The sequence below is a fragment of the Streptomyces dryopteridis genome (assembly GCF_049606955.1).
Taxonomy (GTDB): domain Bacteria; phylum Actinomycetota; class Actinomycetes; order Streptomycetales; family Streptomycetaceae; genus Streptomyces.
In genome coordinates this window covers 3628162-3647384 of sequence record NZ_CP187113.1, presented here as the reverse complement: position 1 = coordinate 3647384, position 19223 = coordinate 3628162, and the positions used below count along the sequence as shown (strand labels likewise).

The 19223-nt window shown below is 73.7% G+C and carries 17 protein-coding genes and 1 tRNA gene; 9 read left to right on the top strand and 9 right to left on the bottom strand.

The annotated features are described in order from the left end of the window. Positions 1 to 100 precede the first annotated feature (100 nt). Together ACN20G_RS15625 and ACN20G_RS15620 are read right to left on the bottom strand one after the other, a co-directional pair. A complete protein-coding gene (locus ACN20G_RS15625) occupies positions 101 to 2971 on the bottom strand; it encodes an SUKH-4 family immunity protein (protein ID WP_424213389.1) in 2871 nt (956 codons plus the stop codon). A 7-nt stretch (positions 2972 to 2978) separates the two neighbouring features. Continuing rightward, complete coding sequence (locus ACN20G_RS15620; protein ID WP_424213388.1) at positions 2979 to 3980, bottom strand: SMI1/KNR4 family protein; 1002 nt, start codon at positions 3978 to 3980, stop codon at positions 2979 to 2981. Between the two features lie 598 nt (positions 3981 to 4578). Here ACN20G_RS15620 and ACN20G_RS15615 point away from each other — a divergent pair. Together ACN20G_RS15615 and ACN20G_RS15610 are read left to right on the top strand one after the other, a co-directional pair. Then, positions 4579 to 5091, top strand: a complete 513-nt coding sequence (locus ACN20G_RS15615) for a YwqJ-related putative deaminase (protein WP_424215525.1) — start codon at positions 4579 to 4581, stop codon at positions 5089 to 5091. Beyond that, on the top strand, positions 5088 to 5639 hold the full coding sequence (locus ACN20G_RS15610; protein ID WP_424213387.1) for an SUKH-3 domain-containing protein: 552 nt from the start codon (positions 5088 to 5090) through the stop codon (positions 5637 to 5639). Before ACN20G_RS15615 ends, ACN20G_RS15610 begins: the two co-directional genes overlap by 4 nt. 53 nt (positions 5640 to 5692) lie before the next feature. Here ACN20G_RS15610 and ACN20G_RS15605 read toward each other — a convergent pair whose 3' ends face one another. Beyond that, complete coding sequence (locus ACN20G_RS15605) at positions 5693 to 7066, bottom strand: sensor histidine kinase (RefSeq protein ID WP_424213386.1); 1374 nt, start codon at positions 7064 to 7066, stop codon at positions 5693 to 5695. Between the two features lie 177 nt (positions 7067 to 7243). Between ACN20G_RS15605 and ACN20G_RS15600 the strand changes: the two genes are divergently transcribed. The 5 genes from ACN20G_RS15600 to pth all read left to right on the top strand — a co-directional run bounded on the left by ACN20G_RS15600 (position 7244) and on the right by pth (position 11611). Then, positions 7244 to 7315 (top strand) — tRNA-Gln (locus ACN20G_RS15600). Positions 7316 to 7536: 221 nt separating this feature from the next. Then, on the top strand, positions 7537 to 8991 hold the full coding sequence (gene glmU / locus ACN20G_RS15595) for a bifunctional UDP-N-acetylglucosamine diphosphorylase/glucosamine-1-phosphate N-acetyltransferase GlmU (protein WP_424213385.1): 1455 nt from the start codon (positions 7537 to 7539) through the stop codon (positions 8989 to 8991). Positions 8992 to 9136: 145 nt separating this feature from the next. Then, complete coding sequence (locus tag ACN20G_RS15590; RefSeq protein WP_424213384.1) at positions 9137 to 10114, top strand: ribose-phosphate diphosphokinase; 978 nt, start codon at positions 9137 to 9139, stop codon at positions 10112 to 10114. 216 nt (positions 10115 to 10330) lie between these two features. After that, positions 10331 to 10912 carry a 50S ribosomal protein L25/general stress protein Ctc gene (locus tag ACN20G_RS15585; protein ID WP_424213383.1) on the top strand — a complete coding sequence of 194 codons (582 nt, stop codon included), beginning with the start codon at positions 10331 to 10333 and terminating at the stop codon, positions 10910 to 10912. A 105-nt stretch (positions 10913 to 11017) separates the two neighbouring features. After that, positions 11018 to 11611, top strand: coding sequence for an aminoacyl-tRNA hydrolase (pth, locus tag ACN20G_RS15580; RefSeq protein WP_424213382.1), 594 nt, complete (start codon positions 11018 to 11020; stop codon positions 11609 to 11611). Between the two features lie 55 nt (positions 11612 to 11666). Here pth and ACN20G_RS15575 read toward each other — a convergent pair whose 3' ends face one another. The 3 genes from ACN20G_RS15575 to ppc all read right to left on the bottom strand — a co-directional run bounded on the left by ACN20G_RS15575 (position 11667) and on the right by ppc (position 15171). Next, entirely contained in the window at positions 11667 to 12065 is a 399-nt protein-coding gene (locus ACN20G_RS15575; protein WP_424213381.1) for a PIN domain-containing protein, read from the bottom strand. Beyond that, the gene (locus ACN20G_RS15570) at positions 12062 to 12340 is read right to left on the bottom strand and encodes a hypothetical protein (protein WP_424213380.1); all 279 of its coding nucleotides are present in this window, start codon (positions 12338 to 12340) and stop codon (positions 12062 to 12064) included. Before ACN20G_RS15570 ends, ACN20G_RS15575 begins: the two co-directional genes overlap by 4 nt. A 137-nt stretch (positions 12341 to 12477) precedes the next feature. Next, the gene (gene ppc / locus ACN20G_RS15565; protein ID WP_424215524.1) at positions 12478 to 15171 is read right to left on the bottom strand and encodes a phosphoenolpyruvate carboxylase; all 2694 of its coding nucleotides are present in this window, start codon (positions 15169 to 15171) and stop codon (positions 12478 to 12480) included. 621 nt (positions 15172 to 15792) lie between these two features. Between ppc and ACN20G_RS15560 the strand changes: the two genes are divergently transcribed. Continuing rightward, a complete protein-coding gene (locus ACN20G_RS15560; RefSeq protein ID WP_424213379.1) occupies positions 15793 to 16809 on the top strand; it encodes an acyl-CoA desaturase in 1017 nt (338 codons plus the stop codon). Next, on the top strand, positions 16809 to 17480 hold the full coding sequence (locus ACN20G_RS15555) for a TetR family transcriptional regulator (RefSeq protein WP_424215523.1): 672 nt from the start codon (positions 16809 to 16811) through the stop codon (positions 17478 to 17480). The genes ACN20G_RS15560 and ACN20G_RS15555 overlap by 1 nt, the downstream gene beginning before the upstream one ends. Before the next feature lie 161 nt (positions 17481 to 17641). On the opposite strand, the gene ACN20G_RS15550 is transcribed toward ACN20G_RS15555, so the two are convergent. The 3 genes from ACN20G_RS15550 to ACN20G_RS15540 are packed head-to-tail and all read right to left on the bottom strand — an operon-like array spanning position 17642 to position 19117. Then, positions 17642 to 18295 carry a DsbA family oxidoreductase gene (locus ACN20G_RS15550; RefSeq protein ID WP_424213378.1) on the bottom strand — a complete coding sequence of 218 codons (654 nt, stop codon included), beginning with the start codon at positions 18293 to 18295 and terminating at the stop codon, positions 17642 to 17644. Continuing rightward, positions 18292 to 18786, bottom strand: a complete 495-nt coding sequence (locus ACN20G_RS15545) for a nucleoside deaminase (protein ID WP_424213377.1) — start codon at positions 18784 to 18786, stop codon at positions 18292 to 18294. The genes ACN20G_RS15550 and ACN20G_RS15545 overlap by 4 nt, the downstream gene beginning before the upstream one ends. A gap of 13 nt (positions 18787 to 18799) precedes the next feature. After that, positions 18800 to 19117: a DMT family transporter gene (locus ACN20G_RS15540; protein WP_424213376.1), complete on the bottom strand. Its 318-nt coding sequence runs from the start codon at positions 19115 to 19117 to the stop codon at positions 18800 to 18802. Positions 19118 to 19223: the final 106 nt, after the last annotated feature.

Genomic DNA, 19223 nt, shown 5'->3' with positions numbered 1-19223 from the left:
GCCGGGCCGTGCTCCCGCAAGGGGTCACGGCCCGGCCGTTCGTCAATCGGGGTGAATCCCCGCACTCCGGGTGTTTCGGACGGCCGTTCGGCCCTCCGCGTCAGAGCAGTCCGTCCCACATCTGCTCAAGGAGCACCGACCACCAGTTCTCGAGCGAGGCCGGGGCCGCGCTGTCGAGGCCCACCAGCCCGGCCTGGAAGTCGACGGTCCAACGGCCCGCCTGCTCCTGCGTGAGCCCGCGCCGCAGCGGCCACATGCGACCCAGCAGCGCGATCGAGCGGACGAACTGCGGCAGCGAGGAGTTCACGAACTGCGGGGCGACCGGGCCACCGTCCGGACCGGCCTCCACCGGCACCGCCACGATGTTCGCCGTGCCGTACTGCACGCACAGCGCCCGCCCGAAGTCCGAGCCGATGACGAGGTACGCGCCCGCGTCCGGCGCCGGCCGCACCCCGCGCCGCTGCGCGAGCTCCGCCAGCGTCGGGATCGGCTGACCCGGTTCGGCCTGGCCCCAGAAGAACGGGCCGAACGAGGTCGGCACGCCCGCGCCGACCAGGGTCTGCGCCACGATCTCCGGCACCCCGGCCCGCGACACGGCCCGCTGGTCGAAGCGGAACACGCCCTGCGGGCCGAAGGCCGCCGTCAGCTCCGCGCCGATCGCCGCCATCGGAATGGCGCCCTCCAGCGGGACCTGCGGCAGCGGGGCACGGTTCGGCGCCGGACGGGCCGGGCCGTCCGCGACCTGGTGCAGCTCGCCCTGGTGGGCCAACAGGTGCCGCATCCCGGCCTGCCGACCGGCGTGGTCGGTGCCGTACGGGGCGACGCTGGTGATCCGCACCTGCGGCCAGGTCTCCCGGATCATGCGGGCGCAGTAGCCGCCCGGCAGCTCGCAGGAGGCCAGCTCGGTGTGCAGCTCCAGCACGGCGTGCGGGGGCACGTTCATCCCGCGCAGCTCGTACAGGATCTGCCACTCGGGGTGCGGGGTGCCGGGCGCGGAGCGGCGGATGAGCTGCTGCTCGGAGCCGTCCGGGGCGCGGTAGCGCAACACCGCCTGGTAGCCGGGGCCGACCACCGGGGCGTTCGGGTCACCGGCCGGGGACGGCGGGGGCGGCACGGGGCCGCGCCCGGACACCGGCGGGGGCGGCGGCGGCACGGGGCCGCGGCCGGGGGTGCTCGGCGGGGCGGGGGGCCGGGGGCCGCCGGCCTTGGGGTCGGCGAAGACGGTCGCGGCCCCGTGGTCGGCGCCGGCCGCGCCCGCGCCGCCCGTGCCGGTGCCGCGCGGCGGGGTGCCGCGGGTGGGCGCGGGTCCGGGGGGCGCGGGCGGGCCCGAGGGGGGCCGGACCGAACCGGAACCGGAACCCGAACCCGAACCCGAGCCGAGGGCTTCGGGGGACGCGAGCATCGTCGCGGCGTGCTCGGTGCCGCGCGGCGGGGTGCCGGGCGCGGGGGGCGGTCCGGGCGGGGCCGGGGGCGCGCCGAGCGGACGGCCGCCCGTACCGGAGCCGCCGCCGGGGCCGGACCGCATCGCTTCGGGGGACGCGAGGACGGTCGCCGCGTGGTCCGTGCCGCGCGGCGGGGTGCCGCCGGGGGCCGGGGGCGGGCCGGGGGGCGCAGGAGGGCCCGAGGGCGGACGCACCGCGCCGACCGGGCCGAGGGAGTCGGGGCTCGCGAGGACCGTGGCCTCACGGTCGCCGGCGGAGCCGCCGAGCGAACGGGGCGGGGGCGCGCCGGGGCCGGGGGGCGGCGGCGGGGTGCCGGCGCCGGGCCGGCGGCCGGGCGGCGGGGTCGCCTTGCTCGTCGGCGCGTCGGAGAGATCCCCGGCCCCGGACCGAGCACCCGGGCCCACGCCGGACCCGGAGCCCGAGCCGGAACCCGCACCCGAACCCGCGTCGGGGCCGGCGCCCGGGCCGCGGCCCGCGTCGCCACCGCCGAATCGACGGTCGGAGCCGAAGCCGGAACCCGAGCCGGGACCGGCGTCACGACCCGAACCGGAACCCGAACCGAAGCCGGAGCCGGCGTCACGGCCCGAACCCGAACCGGCTTCGCGCCCCGAACCCGAGCCGAAGCCCGAACCCGAACCGGCTTCGCGCCCCGAACCCGAGCCGAAGCCCGAACCCGAGCCGGCGTCACGGCCCGAACCCGCGCCGGAACCCGACCCGGCGTCACGGCCCTGACCCGAACCCGAGCCGAAGCCCGAACCGGCGTCGCGGCCCTGGCCCTGGCCCTGGCCCGGGGTGCGGCCTGCCGGGTCGCCGAGGCCGCGGGCGGCGCTTTCGGGGACGGCCGGGCCGGCCACGGCGGTGTCGGGCAGCGGCGGGGGGCCGCCGCGCAGCAGTTCGGTGCGGGCCTCGGCGGACGCGTCCGCGCCCCGGCCCTCGGGCCGGTCCAGGCCCGCGAGCGGCGGCGCGAACACGGTCTGCGGCAGCGGCACGGAGCCCTCGTCGGGGTCTGCGCTGACGTCGGTACCGGCCCACGAGCCGGACCCGGAGTTCGACCCGGCCGCAGAACCGGAACCAGAACCGGAACCAGCGCCCGTGCCCGCACCGGGGCGCGCGCCGGCCCCCGGACCCGAGCCCGGACCCGGGCCGGCGCCCCGCTCGCCGAACGCCGCGTCCGCGGCCTCCCGGAGCTCCGGCGGGGTCAGCATGAACGAGGTCTGTTCGGAGTCGATGCGCGGCGGCGGCACGGACGCCCGCGCGCCCGCCTCCTCCGCCTGGTTCCCGTACTCCTCCTCGTAGCGGCGGATCACCTCGCCGACCGGCAGCCCCGGCCACAGCGTGGCGACCCCGTCGCGGGCGATCACCATGCGCTGCCGGCCGCCGCCCGAGACCGGGCCGGAGACCCGGTCCTCGGCCCACACCACGAACCCGAGGCCGAACTCCCGGACCCGCACCTCACGGTGCTGGTAGCCGGGCACGTCCCCGTTGATCCACTGCTCGGCGCGCTCCTGCGCCTGCGCGAACGTCACCATCGGACCGTCATCCCTCCACCGGGCGACCCGCGCCCACCACCGGAACCGAACGCGCGAAACCGCCGTCCACCATCAGGCCGGCCACCGTCTCCAACTCCGGCGGATTGCCCACCAGTCGTTCGAGGAAGGCGTCGAAATCGGCCCCGCACGGCAGCAACAACCGCGCCACCCGCTCCTGCACGCTCCACCCGTCCCGGTCGCGGGCGTCGTCGTACGGCGAGAACCACACCGTGCCGATGTCCGCGCCGCGCGTCTTCACCGCGAGCACGCCGCCCTGGAGGAAGGCCACGCCCAGGTAGTCCTTGGTGAGGTGGTCGCGCAGGCACTTGTTCACGTAGACGAGGTCGTTGACCGCCGCCTCCTCGCGGACCGTGAAGAACGGCTGGTCCACGATCAGTCCCAGCTCCACGTCGAGGCCGACGCCGACCGGCGCGCAGCCGCCGGCCGCCTTCAGGAACGAGCGGTACGCCTCCGGCAGCCGGTAGCCGAGGTCCTCCTCGACACCCTGCACCTGTCGTTCGGTGACCGGGGACTCGCCCTTGGGCAGGGCGAAGTGCACCGGCCGGGCGGGGTCCTGCACGGGCCGGGTGCCGCGCTTGTCGTGGTCGACGGCGGACGTGGCGAGGCCGGCGTGGTGCCGCAGCAGCGCCTTGACCTCGATGGGCACGAGTTCCAGCCGGCGGGTGCCCGCCACGTGGTGCCAGGTCCAGCCGTGCGGCGTCGCGACCGAGGGCACGGTGTCCCACAGCGGGTGCCGCGCGGCGTGCATGGCCGCGTTCGCGGACACCACGTCCGTCAGGCGCAGCTCGTCGACGCCGAAGCCCTCGGGGGGTTCGGCGATCTCCACGCTCGCGCGTGCGTACGCGGCGAAGTCCGGATGCCCGGCCCCGTCGACTCGCACTCCGTGGGGATGCCGCGCGGCCCGGACCGGGTCCGGGAAGCGCACGGTCTGCCCCGAGTACGCGGCGTTGGGCGGGCCGGCGTGCTGCCCGGGCCGACCTGTCGTCATGGCGATAGCCCCCTGCTGGATCTGGCTGATTCCCCCCAGCCTATTCGCTGCGGCAAGTGGTGGACCCGGAGCGGACCCCGGTACCGCACAGCGGGACGGGAAGTTCCGAATTGATACGAATATTCGACCCCGCTTCCGTGTTCCACGGGATATTTGACAGGCTGTCCCCCGCGACACGGGGGCGTGCGCGAAGCGGTGACGGCACCGGACGAACCGTCGCGGCCACGGGAGGGACGACAAGAGGATGCGCAAGACGGCGACACGGCACCACACGGGGGACGACGGCCCCACCCCGGACCGGCCGCTCCCGGCCGCCCGCCCGGCGGGCCCCGTCGACCCCTCCGTCCCGGCGGCCGGCGGCCCGGTCGACCCGGCCGGGCTCGACGTGCTGGGCCGGCTCCCCGGCCTGTCGCGGCCCGGTTCCGTCGGCCCCACCGGCCCCACCACCGCGCACCTCGGCACCGCGCCCGGCACCCACGTGAACCCGCACCCGGCCGCCACCGGCCCGGCCCACGCCGATGGCCCCGGCGGTGGCAATGGCAACGTCTCGGGCAACGCCTCCGGCAACGGCTCGGGCAACGGCGCCGGCGACCCCCGGCTGCGCTGGGCCGACTCCGGCCGGGCCGCCGCCGCGCCCCGGGCCGACGGCGCCGCCCCCGCCCCCGGGGTGCCCGTGCCGCGGTTCCGGCGGGACGGGATCCTGCCCGCGATAGCCGCCGCCCTGTCCGTGAAGGGCGAGACCCTCACGAGCACCGCCGGCAAGGGCGACCGCCCGCCGACCCTGCACCCCCTCGTGGAGGACTTCCTGTCCACCCTGACCAGCGGCCGGCGCGAGCGGCACACCGGCCGGTGCCCGGAGGCGATCCTCATCTCCCGGCACCTGGCCGGCGCCGAGGCCGCCCGCAGCCGGCGCGCCGCCCGCAAGCCGCTCACGCACGGCGAGGCGCGCCGCTCCCTCAAGCACGCCCGCATCACCGCCAGCCACATCCGCGAGGCCGGCGACCCGCTGCACGGCGCGTACGCCCCGCCCTGCCGCTCCTGCGACGCGCTGCTGGCCCACTTCGGGGTCCGCGCCGTGGACCTCGCCTCCCCCGAGAAGGGCCGTTCGTGACCGTCTCCCCCGCCCGCCCCGGCCCCGCCGCCTCCTACGACCGGTCCTCCGCGAACCGGTTCACGCCGGCCGTGGACAGCGCCCTGCGGACCGCGGGCTGGGCCCCGGGCCGCTGGGACATCAAGCAGGCCGAGTACTGGGCCGACTCGCTGCGCGGGCACACCACCCCGGCCGGGCACCGGCACGCGGTGTTCCCGGCCGCCGTGGAGGCATGGGCGGAGTTCGGCGGGCTGACCGTGCGTCCCTCGGGCACCGCCGGCCGGCAGATCGCCCCGGTCGCGCTGCGCGTCGACCCCCTGACCGGCCTGCACCTGGCCCGCACCCTCGCCGACCTCGGCCGGGCCCTGTCCACCGAGCTGGCCCCGCTGGGCGTGGAGGTCGACGGCTCGGCGCACCTGGCGCTGGACGCGCACGGCCGGGTGTACGCCGTGGACCACACCGGCGACTGGTATCTGGGCGCGACCCTCGACGAGGCGCTGACGGGGCTGCTCACGGGCCTGCAACCGGTCCGCATGACGGTCGGCCCGGCCGACGAGCCGACCGCCTGAACCCGGGCGCCCGAACCCGACTGCCCGGACCCGGCCGCCCGAATCCGGGCCCGCTAGCGCTTCGGGAGGACGGCCGAGACGCGGAAGCCGCCCGCGTCGGTGTCGCCCGAGACGAAGACCCCGCCGAGGGCGAGCACCCGTTCGCGCATGCCCAGCAGCCCGTTGCCGCCGCTGGGCAGGGCGCTCGCGGCGGTGGGGGCGGAGCCGTCGGCGGGGCGGGGGCCGTTCTCGACCTGGAGGGCGAGTTCCGCCTCGCGGTGCGCGAGCCGCACGACGACGGCGGCTCCGCCCGCGTGCTTGTGGCAGTTGGTGAGCGCCTCCTGCACCACCCGGTACACGGCGCGGCGCACGTCGGGCGGGTAGTCGGCGGCGGGCGGCTCCCCGTGCACGGCGAACTCCACCCGCATCCCGGCCGCCCGCGAGAGCCCGACCAGTTCGGCGAGTTCGCCGAGGTCCGGGGCCCGCGCCGGCGGGGCGGCCGGCGCGGTCGGGCCGGTCGGCGCGGCCGGGCCGGTCGGCGCGGGGGCGGCTCCCGGGCCGGGGCCGGCGGCGGCGAGGGCGTGCGCGGGGCGCGCGGCGACCGGCGCGTTCGCGCCCGCGCCGGTGCTCGTGCCCGTGCCCGTGCCCGTGCCCGAGCGGAGGACGCCGAGCATCTCGCGCAGTTCCGTGAGCGCCTGCCGGCCCATGTCCCCGACCAGCGCCGCGTTGCGCGCGGCCCGTTCGGGGTCCTTGACGGCGACGGCCTGGAGGGCGGTGGCGTGCACGACCATGAGCGAGACCCGGTGCGCGACCACGTCGTGCATGTCGCGGGCGATCCGGTTGCGTTCCTCCGTGCGCGCCCACTCGGCGCGTTCCTCGGCCCGGTCCGCGAGCAGTCCCAGTTCCCGTTCCAGGGAGTCGGCGCGTTCGCGCAGGCTCTCCATGAGCCGCCGGCGTTCGCCGACGTACAGGCCGAACAGCAGCGGGGGCACGGTCAGGGCCACCGCCACGAACGCCGACAGCACCCACACCATGGTGGTGGACGCCTCGATGTCGTGCCGGGTGCGCAGCCAGGTGACGACGAGGGTCGCGGCCACCGAGAGCCCGGCCACCGAGGCGATCACCCGGCGCGGGGCCTGGGAGGCGGCCAGGGTGTACAGGCCGACGACGCCGAGCAGGAAGCCCATCGCGGCCGGCGAGACCGCCACCCCGAGCAGCGCCACCAGCACGGGCGCGCGGCGTCGCAGCAGCAGCGTGGCGCCGACGGCCGTGCCGAAGGCCACGCCCGCGAACACCGGCAGGGCCGTCTCGTGCGCGAGGTCCACGCCCTCGAAGGCGCACTCGGTCGCCGAGAGGAGGGCCAGGGACCCGTCCAGCACGGCGTCCCGGCGCCGTTCCCACCACAGCGGCCCGGCCCGCTCCCCTCGCGTGTCCCCCGTATCGGTCATGCGATCAGCGTACGGGCGGGGAGCGGGGCCGGCCCGGGGCGTACTTCGCGGACCGGGCCGAACGTCGTCGCGTCGAGGCGGGTCCATACGGCATAGTGGGGTCCGCCGCACCGGGACCGTTCCCGGGCCGCCACGGCCCGCGATTGTCCCGTTTTCGGTACGAAAAAGTAAATACATTCCCCTGTGGTGTAATTGGCAACACGGGTCACTTTGGATGATTTGTTCCAGGTTCGAGTCCTGGCAGGGGAGCCCCTCTCATCGCGCGTCCTCCGCGCAACTGCCGTGCGTCCCCCGCGAATCCGCCGCCGACGCCGGCCCCGCGCCCACCGTGCGCGCCCCGTTCACGCCCCGCCCTCGCTCCCCGCGCGCGCCGCCACTTTCCGGTCGCCCCGCACCGGCCCGCCCGAAACCCCGATCACGCCCCGGCTATTCTTCCTGGGTCCACCCCCAAGAAGCCGAAGGGCACACCCGTGAGCGCCAATCGCCCGGCCGCCGTCGTCGTCCTCGCCGCGGGTGAGGGCACCCGCATGAAGTCGACCACCCCCAAGGTCCTGCACGAGATCAGCGGGCGTTCGCTCGTCGGTCACGTCGTCGCCGCCGCCCGCGAACTGGACCCCACCCACCTCGTGGTCGTCGTGGGTCACGCCCGCGAGCGGGTCGTCGCGCACCTCGCGCAGGCCGACGCCGCCGTCCGCACCGCCGTCCAGTACGAGCAGAACGGCACCGGCCACGCCGTCCGGATGGCCCTGGAGGAGCTCGGCGGCGCCGTCGACGGCACCGTCGTCGTGGTCTGCGGGGACACCCCGCTGCTCACCGGCGAGACCCTGGCCGGCCTGGTCGCCACCCACGAGGCCGACGGCAACGCCGTCACCGTGCTGACCGCCGAGGTCCCCGACTCCACCGGCTACGGCCGCATCATCCGCGAGGGCGGCTCCGCCGACGGCGCGGTCACCGCGATCGTCGAGCACAAGGACGCCACCGACGCCCAGCGCGCCGTCCGCGAGATCAACTCCGGCGTCTTCGCCTTCGACGGCAAGCTGCTGGCCCACGCCCTCGGCCAGGTCCGCACGGACAACAGCCAGGGCGAGGAGTACCTCACCGACGTGCTCGGCATCCTGCGCGGCTCCGGTCACCGGGTGGGCGCCTCGGTCGGCTCCGACCACCGCCAGATCCTCGGCATCAACAACCGGGTGCAGCTCGCCGAGGCCCGCGCCCTGCTGAACGCGCGCCTGCTGGAGCGGGCCATGCTCGCGGGCGTCACCGTCGTGGACCCGGGCAGCACCCTGATCGACGTGACGGTCACCTTCGGCCAGGACGCGGTCGTGCACCCCGGCACCCAGCTGCTCGGCGTCACCCACATCGGCGAAGGCGCCGAGGTCGGCCCGAACAGCCGCCTGACCGACACGGTCGTCGGCGCCGGCGCCCGCGTGGACAACACCGTGGCCCTGTCCGCCGAGGTCGGCGAGGGCGCGACCGTGGGCCCCTTCGCCTACCTGCGCCCCGGCACCCGCCTCGGCGTCAAGGCCAAGATCGGCACCTTCGTGGAGACGAAGAACGCCACGATCGGCGAGGGCACCAAGGTCCCCCACCTGTCGTACGTGGGCGACGCCACCATCGGCGACCACACCAACATCGGCGCCGCCAGCGTGTTCGTGAACTACGACGGCGAGAACAAGCACCACACCACCGTCGGCTCGCATTGCAAGACGGGCTCGGACAACATGTTTGTGGCACCCGTCACCATCGGGGACGGCGCCTACACCGCCGCCGGATCCGTGATCACGAAGGACGTGCCGCCCGGTGCGTTGGCCGTGGCGCGGGGCCAGCAGCGGAATATCGAGGGTTGGGTGGCCCGCAAGCGGCCCGGCAGCGCCGCCGCGCAGGCGGCCTCGTCGGCCCCCGCGCAGGGCTCCGACAAGAGCTGACCACACCTTCCGGCCACCCGGCCGGAAACGGCTGCGGCCAGGACGGCGTACCGTGATAGGTGCACGCAATTCGGCCGGCTCACCGTGTGCGGGACGGACGCACACGGGAGGCGGCGGCTTTCAACACGTCTGAGGAGACTGTGCTGTGACCGGGATCAAGACGACCGGCGAGAAGAAGCTGATGCTGTTCTCCGGCCGCGCCCACCCCGAGCTGGCCGAGGAGGTCGCGCACCAACTCGGTGTCGGCCTGGTCCCGACCAAGGCTTTCGACTTCGCGAACGGCGAGATCTACGTCCGCTTCCAGGAGTCCGCCCGCGGCGCGGACTGCTTCCTGATCCAGAGCCACACGGCTCCGATCAACAAGTGGATCATGGAGCAGCTCATCATGATCGACGCGCTCAAGCGCGCGTCGGCCCGCTCCATCACCGTGATCATCCCGTCCTACGGCTACGCCCGTCAGGACAAGAAGCACAAGGGCCGCGAGCCGATCTCGGCCCGCCTCGTCGCCGACCTGCTCAAGACGGCCGGCGCCGACCGCATCCTGACGGTCGACCTGCACACCGACCAGATCCAGGGCTTCTTCGACGGCCCGGTCGACCACCTCTCCGCCCTCTCGGTCCTCGCGGACTACGTCGGCGCCAAGGTGGACCGCTCCAAGCTCACCGTGGTCTCCCCCGACGCCGGCCGCGTCCGCGTCGCCGACCGTTGGTGCGACCGCCTCGACGCGCCGCTGGCCATCGTGCACAAGCGCCGCGACAAGGACGTCGCCAACCAGGTGACCGTCCACGAGGTCGTCGGCGAGGTCAAGGGCCGCGTCTGCGTCCTGGTCGACGACATGATCGACACCGGCGGCACCATCTGCGCCGCCGCCGACGCGCTCTTCGCGCACGGCGCCGAGGACGTCATCGTGACGGCCACCCACGGCATCCTCTCCGGCCCCGCCGCGGACCGTCTGAAGAACTCCAAGGTCAGCGAGTTCGTGTTCACGAACACCCTCCCGGACCCCTCGGACCTGGAGCTGGACAAGATCACCGTCCTGTCCATCGCCCCCATGCTGGCCCGCGCCATCCGCGAGGTCTTCGAGGACGGCTCCGTGACCTCCCTCTTCGAGGAGCAGCAGTAACGATCACGCCGCCGGGGCCCCGCGCACACCGCGCGTGACCGGCACCTGATCCTTTTGGGCGTGGCCTCCCGCGCCGGGTAGACTCTGCGAGTTGCTCGGCGAGGGAGGCCACACTCACGTGTGGGACTCCGTTATCGACGCGCTCTTCGTAGCAGGCCGTCCTGTCGGCCGGGTGACCACGCAGAATCCGTTTCCGTCACCCCACGAGGAGTGAGCATGTCCGAGGTCAAGCTTTCCGCCGAGGTCCGCAACACGTTCGGCAAGGGCTCCGCCCGCCAGGCCCGTCGCGCCGCGCAGACCCCCGCCGTCATCTACGGCCACGGCCAGACCCCGCAGCACGTCAACGTCGAGGCCCACGGCCTGATGATGGCCCTCAAGACCCCGAACGTCCTGATCTCCCTGGACATCGCGGGCGCCGGCACCGAGCTGGTCCTCCCGAAGGCCATCCAGCGCCACCCGATCAAGCCCGTCATCACCCACGTCGACTTCCTCGTCGTGAAGAAGGGCGAGAAGGTCACCGTCGAGGTCCCCGTCGTCACCGAGGGCAACCTGGCCGCCGGCGGCAACATGCTGGAGCACATCCTCACCACCCTGACCGTCGAGGCCGAGGCCACCCACCTCCCCGAGGCCGTCACCGTCTCCGTCGAGGGCCTGGAGGCCGGCGCCTCCGTCCTCGCCAAGGACGTCACCCTCCCGACCGGCACCACCCTGGCCATCGACGCCGACGCCGTCGTCGTCCAGGTCGTCGCCCCGCAGGCCGAGGAGCCGGCCGCCGAGGCCGAGGGCACCGAGGCCTGAGCCTCGCCCCACCGATAAACACCGTCGACCGCCGTCCCACTCCCCCCGGAGCGGGGCGGCGGTCGCACGTGGCACCCCCGCGACGCACCAGGGAGCAGCAACGACATGACCGACGACGCGACGACCCCCTGGCTGATCGTCGGCCTGGGCAACCCCGGCCCCGAGTACGCGGGCAACCGCCACAACATCGGCTTCATGGTCGTGGACCTCCTCGCCGAACGCATCGGCGGCAAATTCAAGGCCCACAAGGCCCGCGCCCAGGTCGTCGAGGGCCGCATGGGCCCGCCCGGCCCCCTGACCCGACGCGTGGTCCTCGCGAAGCCGCTGTCCTTCATGAACCTCTCCGGCGGCCCGGTCACCGCCCTGCGCGACTTCTACAAGGTCCCCACCGACCGGATCATCGCGGTCCACGACGAACTCGACATCGACTACGCCACCCTCCGCCTCAAGCTCGGCGGCGGCGACAACGGCCACAACGGCCTCAAGTCGATGACGAAGTCCCTGGGCCCCGACTACCACCGCGTCCGCTGCGGCATCGGCCGCCCGCCCGGCCGCATGCAGGTCGCCGACTTCGTCCTCAAGGACTTCTCCGGCACCGAACGCAAGGACCTCGACTGGTTCGTCGACCGCGCGGCCGACGCGACGGAATCCCTCGTCCAGGACGGCCTGGACCGCGCCCAGTCCACGTACAACTCCTGAGCACGGCCGGCGAACAGGCACAACCGACTTCCTGTCAGAGCGGCGCAGGGTGCGATCACACCTTGCGCGCCGCAATCCGCGGATGGTCGAGGGTGAGCATCCGGATGTCCTCCACATCGGACGTCAGGATGGTCACCCGGCCCGACTGGGCCAGTGCCGTTGCGCACACCATCGCGTCGATGGCGTACTTGTGGCCGTGGAGCCCCGCGCCCCTCAGCAGGTCGGCAGCCGAGCGGGCGATGCCCATCGTCACGGACTCGACCCGGATCCGTGAGAGCGCCCACGCAAGCGCCGCCTCGTTGATCCTGGGATGGATCACCTCCACCAAGACGGCCGCCGAGGTGATCACCGGCATGTCGGCCTCACGTGCGGCCGTCAGCCATTCCTGTACCTCCCGGTCCCGGGCCACCGCGCGGGCCAGACCCTCGCTGTCGAGCAGCAGAGCACCGCTCACGCAGCGGCCTCCGCGCCCTCAGAGGGCCCGGTCAGCAGCTCTCGCTTCGCGGTGACCGCGTCAGGGTCGGCCGGACCGTTCACCCTCTCGAACTCCGCGATCAGTTCGTCGAGGTTGTCCCGCTCGATCTGGCGCTGGGCCGCCTGCTCCAAATACGCGGACACGCCCCGGCTGCCGACCCGTTCTCGAATTGCCCCGAGGGTGCCGGCGGTGAGGGACACGGAGATACCGCTGCGAGGACCGTCGCCAGGGGAGAACTCTGCGTTTTCAGCCATGCAACAGGTCTAGCACAAGAAATGCCACAACCGCTGGGCAATGATGCGCCCCGCCGCTCCCGATTCCGACCGCGAAGGCCGCCGGCCCCCGCCCCTTGGGGGGTGGGGGCCGGCGGCCTTCGCGGGGGTCGGGCGGGTCAGCCCGTGTTGCGGAGGCCCGCGGCGACGCCGTTGACCGTCAGGAGGAGGGCCCGCGCCAGCAGCGGGTCCGGGTCCTCGCCGCGCTCCGCCGCCGCGCGCTGGCGCGCCAGCAGCGAGACCTGGAGGTAGGAGATCGGGTCCAGGTAGGCGTCGCGGACCGAGAAGGTCTGCTGGAGCACCGGGTTGGAGTCCAGCAGCCGCTCGCCGCCCGTGATCCGCAGGACCTCGCGCACGGTCAGCTCGTGCTCCGCCTCGATCACGTCGAACACCGGCCGCAGCTCGGTCGGGACCAGGGTCTCCACGTAGTGCCGCGCGATCCGCAGGTCCGTCTTGGCCAGCGTCATCTCCACGTTGGAGAGGAAGTTGCGGAAGAAGTGCCAGTGCTCGCCCATCTCCGCGAGCACCTCCTCCCGGCCCGCCTCGCGCAGCGCCTTCAGGCCCGAGCCCACGCCGAACCAGCCCGGCACGATCTGCCGCGACTGGGTCCAGCCGAAGACCCACGGGATCGCCCGCAGCCCGTCCAGGCCCGCGCCCGAGTCCGGCCGGCGCGAGGGCCGCGAGCCCAGGTGCAGGTCGGCGAGCTGGTCCACCGGGGTGGACGCGAAGAAGTACGCCGGCAGGTCCGGGTTCTCCACCAGGTGCCGGTACGCCGAGTGCGCGGCGTCCGAGACGATGTCCATCGCGTCGTCCCAGCGCTCCAGCGCCTCCGAGGACTGGCGCGGGGCCGTGTGCAGGGCCGATGCCTGGAGGGTCGCGGCGACCGTCAGTTCCAGGTTCTCCCGGGCCAGCGAGGGCACCAGGTACTTGTCCGAGATGACCTCGCCCTGCTCGGTCACCTTGATCTCGCCCTCCAGCGTGCCCCACGGCTGCGCGAGGATCGCGTCGTGCGAGGGGCCGCCGCCGCGGCCGACGGTGCCGCCGCGGCCGTGGAAGAGCCGCAGCCGGACCCCGTGCCGGTGCGCCACGTCGCGCAGCCGGCGCTGCGCCCGGTGGATCTCCCACTGGCTGGTGGTGATGCCGCCGAACTTCGAGGAGTCCGAGTAGCCGAGCATGACCTCCTGCACGTCCCCGCGCAGCGCCACCAGGCGCCGGTACGAGGGGTCGGCGAGCATCTCGCCCAGGATCACGTCGGCCGCGCGCAGCTCGTCGGTGGTCTCCAGCAGCGGCACGATGCCGATCTTCGCCCAGCCGGCGTGCAGGTCCAGCAGACCCGCCTCGCGGGCCAGCACGGCGGCGGCGAACACGTCGTCCGCGCCCTGGCACATCGAGATGATGTACGACTCGATGACCTCGGGCCCGAACTTGTCGAACGCGTCCTTGACCGCGCCGAACACCCCGAGGGTCTTCGCGCCGGCCGCGTCCAGCGGGGCCGGGGTCGGGGCCAGCGGGCGGCGCGAGCGCAGTTCCTTCGCCAGCAGCTTCTGCCGGTAGTCGCGCGGCATGTCCGCGTACCGCCAGGACTCCTCGCCGAGCCGGTCGAAGAGCTGGCCCAGCGCGTGGTGGTGGGCGTCGGCGTGCTCGCGCACGTCCATCGTCGCCAGCTGGAGGCCGAACGCGGCCAGGGTGCGGATCGTGCGGTCCATCCGGCCGTCGGCGAACAGCGCGCCCCGGTGCTCGCGCAGCGAGGTCTGGATGACGGTCAGGTCCTCCAGCAGCTCGGCGGTGCCCAGGTAGTCGCGGCCCGTCTCGTGCGGGGTGCCCTTGGCCAGGCGCTCGCGGGTGTTGAGGAGCTTCTGGCGGATGCAGGTGACCTTGAGCCGGTAGGGCTCCTCGGCGTTCAGCCGCTTGTAGCGGGGGCTGATCTCGGGGAGCTTGTCGAGGTCGGCGGCGAGGGAGGCGGTCAGTTCCTCGGTCACGCCGGTGTAGCGCACCGAGTTCGACAGCAGCCCGCGCAGGAAGTCCACGAGCTCCAGCGCGTCGGTGATGCCGTGCTCGTGCTGGAGGATCAGCACGTCGCGGGTGACCTCGGGGGTGACGTTCGGGTTGCCGTCCCGGTCGCCGCCGATCCAGGTGCCGAAGGTCAGCGGACGGGTGCCCGGGGGCAGTTCCACGCCCACCCGCTGGAGCTCGGCCGCCAGGTCCTCCAGCACGTCGCCGACCGCGCCCGCGTGCAGCTCGTCGAGGTAGTAGATCGCGTTGCGGGCCTCGTCGGCGGGCTCGGGACGGACCACGCGCAGCTCGTCGGTCTGCCACACCAGGTCGATGTTCTCGGCCAGCCGCAGGTCGTGCCGGCGGCGGTCGCCCGCGCCGGTGACCGGCTCGTCGAGGAGGGTCGCGATGCGGCGGAGCTTGTTCAGCACGCTGCGCCGGGCCGCCTCGGTGGGGTGCGCGGTGAAGACCGGGCGCACGTTGAGGTTGCGGACCGTCTCGCGCAGGTGCTCGGGGTCGGCGTCCTTGAGCATGTCGGCGGTGCGGGCCAGCAGGCCGCCCTCGGCCGCGCGCAGCTCGCGCAGCTCACGCCCGCGGTGCACCTGCTCGGTGACGTTCGCGAGGTGGAAGTAGGTGGAGAAGGCGCGCACCAGCTTGGCGGCGGTCTCCAGGTCGGTGTCGCCGAGGAGGGTGGCGGCGGCCTCGCCGTCGGTGCGGGTGAGAGCGCGCACCCGTTCCACGAGGTCGAGGAGGTCCTGCCCTTCCTGACGGACGAGGGTCTCGCCCAGGAGGTCGCCGAGGCGGCGGATGTCCGCGCGCAGCTCGGCGTTGCCCGTGCCGTTCGCGGGGGCGGCGGTGTCCGTCGAGGTGGTGACGGGGGCCTGGGACTGGGCCTGGTCGGCACTGCTCACAGGTGCGGCTCCTTGCAGAGTGTCGAGCGCTACTGGGAGGTGGTGGGTGGGCCGGCTCGCGCGCGGCGTCAGGCCGCTCCTGATGCGCAGCGCCGGCTGCCCGTGCGGACCGCGCTGTCCGACGTGACCAGGATAGGTGGACTGGACCGGTGCACAGGGCGGGCATCCGAAGGGCGGACACCGAACCTGTCAGGTCGCCGGTCCCACCGGGGGCGACGAGGGGCCCGGACCCCAGTGATCACCGGGCCGTGCGCCGCGCCGACCTCCGGGCCCGCCCCCCGTCGGCGTGCGCTGTTTCACGTGAAACACAACCGAAGCCCACGTTCCGCGCACTCCGACCTCACGTCCGGGTCCACCGGGCCGCGTTTCACGTGAAACACCGACAAGGCCGCCCGCCGCGGCCCCTCGGTACCGACGCCCGGGTGCCGGGTCCTTGTCCGGGAGCGCGCCTTTGCCATACTTACGTTTCCGTAGGTTACGGTTCCGTAGCTCTGCGCCCTGCCGCCCACCTCACCCCTCGGGGGATGCCGCATGACCCTCAGCCCGGACGTGTTCGAGGACTCCTCGAAGCCCTCCTCCCCCGCCCCGGGGGCCGCGCCCGCGACGGCGGCCGAGCCCGGCGCCCTGTCGGCCACGCGCGGCGGGGAACACAAGCGCTCGGTGGAGCAGATCGCCCTGCTCCTCTTCATCGTGGTGCCCTTCGTGGCCCTGGTCGCGGCCGTCCCGGTGCTGTGGGGCTGGGGGGTGACCTGGCTGGACCTGGGCCTGATGGTCGGCATGTACTTCCTGACCTGCCACGGCATCACCGTCGGCTACCACCGGCTGTTCACGCACGGCTCCTTCAAGGCCCGCCGGCCGCTGCGGATCGCGCTGGCGATCGCCGGGTCGATGGCGGTGGAGGGTCCGCTGGTGCGCTGGGTCGCCGACCACCGCAAGCACCACAAGTACTCGGACGCCGAGGGCGACCCGCATTCGCCGTGGCGCTTCGGGGAGTCCGTGCCGGCCCTGCTCAAGGGGCTGGTGTGGGCGCACGTGGGCTGGCTCTTCGACGAGGAGCAGACCGATCAGCACAAGTACGCCCCGGACCTGATCAAGGACCCGGCGATCCGGCGGATCAGCCGGGACTTCGTGTACTGGACGGTGCTGTCGCTGGCGATCCCGCCGCTGGTGGGCGGTCTGGTGACGATGTCCTGGTGGGGGGCGTTCACGGCGTTCTTCTGGGGCTCGCTGGTGCGGGTGGCGCTGCTGCACCACGTGACCTGGTCGATCAACTCGATCTGCCACGCGGTGGGCAATCGCCCGTTCCGCTCCCGGGACCGTTCGGGCAACGTGTGGTGGCTGGCGGTGCTGTCGTGCGGGGAGTCCTGGCACAACCTGCACCACTCGGACCCGACCTCGGCCCGGCACGGGGTGCTGCGCGGGCAGGTGGACTCCAGCGCGCGGCTGATCCGCTGGTTCGAACAGCTCGGCTGGGCCGCGGACGTGCGGTGGCCGTCGGCGGCCCGGATCGAAGGCCGGCGCAGGCAAAAGGCGACGAACGCGGCATGATGGGGGACGTGGCGATCGACGGGAACACCTCCAGCACCGACAAAGCCCGGCGTGGTCGCCGGGTGCGGATGACCGGCGCGGAGCGTCGCCAACAGCTGCTCGACATCGGTCGCAAGCTCTTCGCCGAGAAGGGGTTCGAGGGCACCTCGGTCGAGGAGATCGCCGCGAAGGCGGGGGTCTCCAAGCCGGTGGTCTACGAGCACTTCGGGGGCAAGGAGGGGCTGTACGCCGTGGTCGTGGACCGCGAGATGCGCCAGTTGCTGGACGGGGTGACGGGCGCGTTGACCGCCGGACACCCGCGGGAGCTGCTGGAGCAGGCGGCGTTCGCGCTGCTGGACTACATCGAGAACTACACGGACGGCTTCCGGATCCTCGTGCGCGATTCCCCGGTGGCGCAGTCCACGGGCACCTTCGCGTCGCTGATCAGCGACATCGCCACGCAGGTGGAGGACATCCTGGGGCTGGAGTTCAAGGCCCGGGGCTTCGATCCGAAGCTGGCGCCGCTGTACGCGCAGGCGCTGGTGGGGATGGTGGCGCTGACCGGTCAGTGGTGGCTGGAGACGCGGCGGCCGAAGAAGGCGGAGGTCGCGGCGCACCTGGTGAACCTGGCCTGGCACGGGCTGGACGGGCTGGAGGCCAAACCGCGGCTGGTGGGGCACCGCAAGAACTGAGCCGGGGGCCGCGGCGCGCGGCCGGGCGGAGAAGAACCGGAAGGGCCGTCGTCGGGTGGGGTTCACCCGACAACGGCCCTTCCGGTGGTTCCGGCCCCTGGTGCGGTGCGCGCGCCCGGTGGGCGCTCTGCGGGGCCGCTCGGTCTGCCGTCCATGTGAGGTCAGCAGCCGTTGATGCCGCAGGCGGCACCCTCGGGGTACTCCTCGGCCTCGGCCAGTTCGGCCTGGGCGTCGAGCACGGCCTTGCGGAGCTGGGCGACGCCGGGCACGCCCTCGATGCGGTGGTCGCCGATGAGGATGGTCGGGACCACCTGCACGCGGTGGGCCTCGGCCTCGCGCAGCGCGGACTTGTGGGCCTTGGTGTAGGTCCCGTTCTCCAGGGCGGTGCGGTACTCGGCGGTGTCGAGGCCGATCTCGCCGGCGAGCCGCTCCAGCACGTCGAGCTGTCCGAGGTCCTGGTTCTCCTGGAAGAAGGCCCGGAACATGCGGTCGGTGTACTCGTTGCCCTTGCCGTGTTCCTTGGCGTACTGGAAGCCCTCGAAGGCGAGGTCGGTGTACGGCTGCGGGGAGACGGTCGGCAGGGTGACGTCGACGCCGAGGCGGCGGGCCATCGGGTAGACGGCGCGCTTCCAGATGGAGGGCAGGTACTCGTCCTCCGGGCGGAGCGTGGGCTGAGGCTTGGCGCGGAGTTCGAAGGGCTGCCACTCGATCTCGACGTCCAGTCCCTCGGTCGCCTCGGCGATCGGGCCCTCGGCCAGCATGCAGAAGGGGCAGACGTAGTCCGACCAGATCTTGATCTTGACCTTCTCGGTCATCGGAGGCGTCCGTTCTCTCGCGTCAGGAACTCGTGGAAGGGCAGTTCGTGGCCCTCCACGGGGAGGTGGCCGACCTGGCCCGGCCACTGGGTGGGGTCGGTGGCGAACATCCGGTAGGAGCCGGAGTAGTCGAAGCCGTACGCGGCGGCGGTCTTGCGGTCCGCCGCGTAGAGCACGCGCTGGATCCCGTAGTGGCGGGCGGCCAGGTAGCACAGGGCGCAGGGTTCGCCCGAGGCGATCAGGACCGCTCCGGCGACGCCGACCAGTCCGACCTTCTCGGCCGCGTTGCGCAGGGCGACGACCTCGGCGTGGGCGGTGGCGTCGTTGTCCTCGCGGACCCGGTTGAAGCCGGTCCCCAGGACCTTGCCCTTCTGCACGACGACGCCGGAGAAGGGGATGCCTCCCTTGGCCACGTGCTCGCGGCTGATCTGCACGGCGTGTTCGACGTGCGGGGTGAGGGCTTCGAGTTCGGCGGGGGCGAAGGCGGTCACGGCGCGCTCCCGATCAGACGGAGGTCAGGCGGAGCAGGACGGCGCCGCCGATGATCGAGGCGAAGGAGGCGACGCGGGCCAGGGTGATCTTCTCCTTGAAGAGGATCGCGCCGAGGACCACGGTGCCGACGCCGCCCAGGCCGGTCCAGATGGTGTAGCCGACGGAGACGTCGAGCTCCAGGAGGGCCAGCGAGAGGGTGTAGATGCCGCCGGCGGCGGCGAGCAGGGTGAAGACGGAGGGCCACAGGCGGGTGAAGCCCTTGGTGGCGTTGGTGCCGAGCGCGAAGAGGACCTCGAAGACGATGGCGATGCCGAGGTAGACCCAGGTCATGACGGGAATCCGTTCCGTGTGGGCGCCGACGACGGGGCGGTCGGCGGGCAGGGGGGTGCTGCGGGCGGGTGGTGCTGCGGGGCGGGGGCGGCGCGGGGCGCGGCGG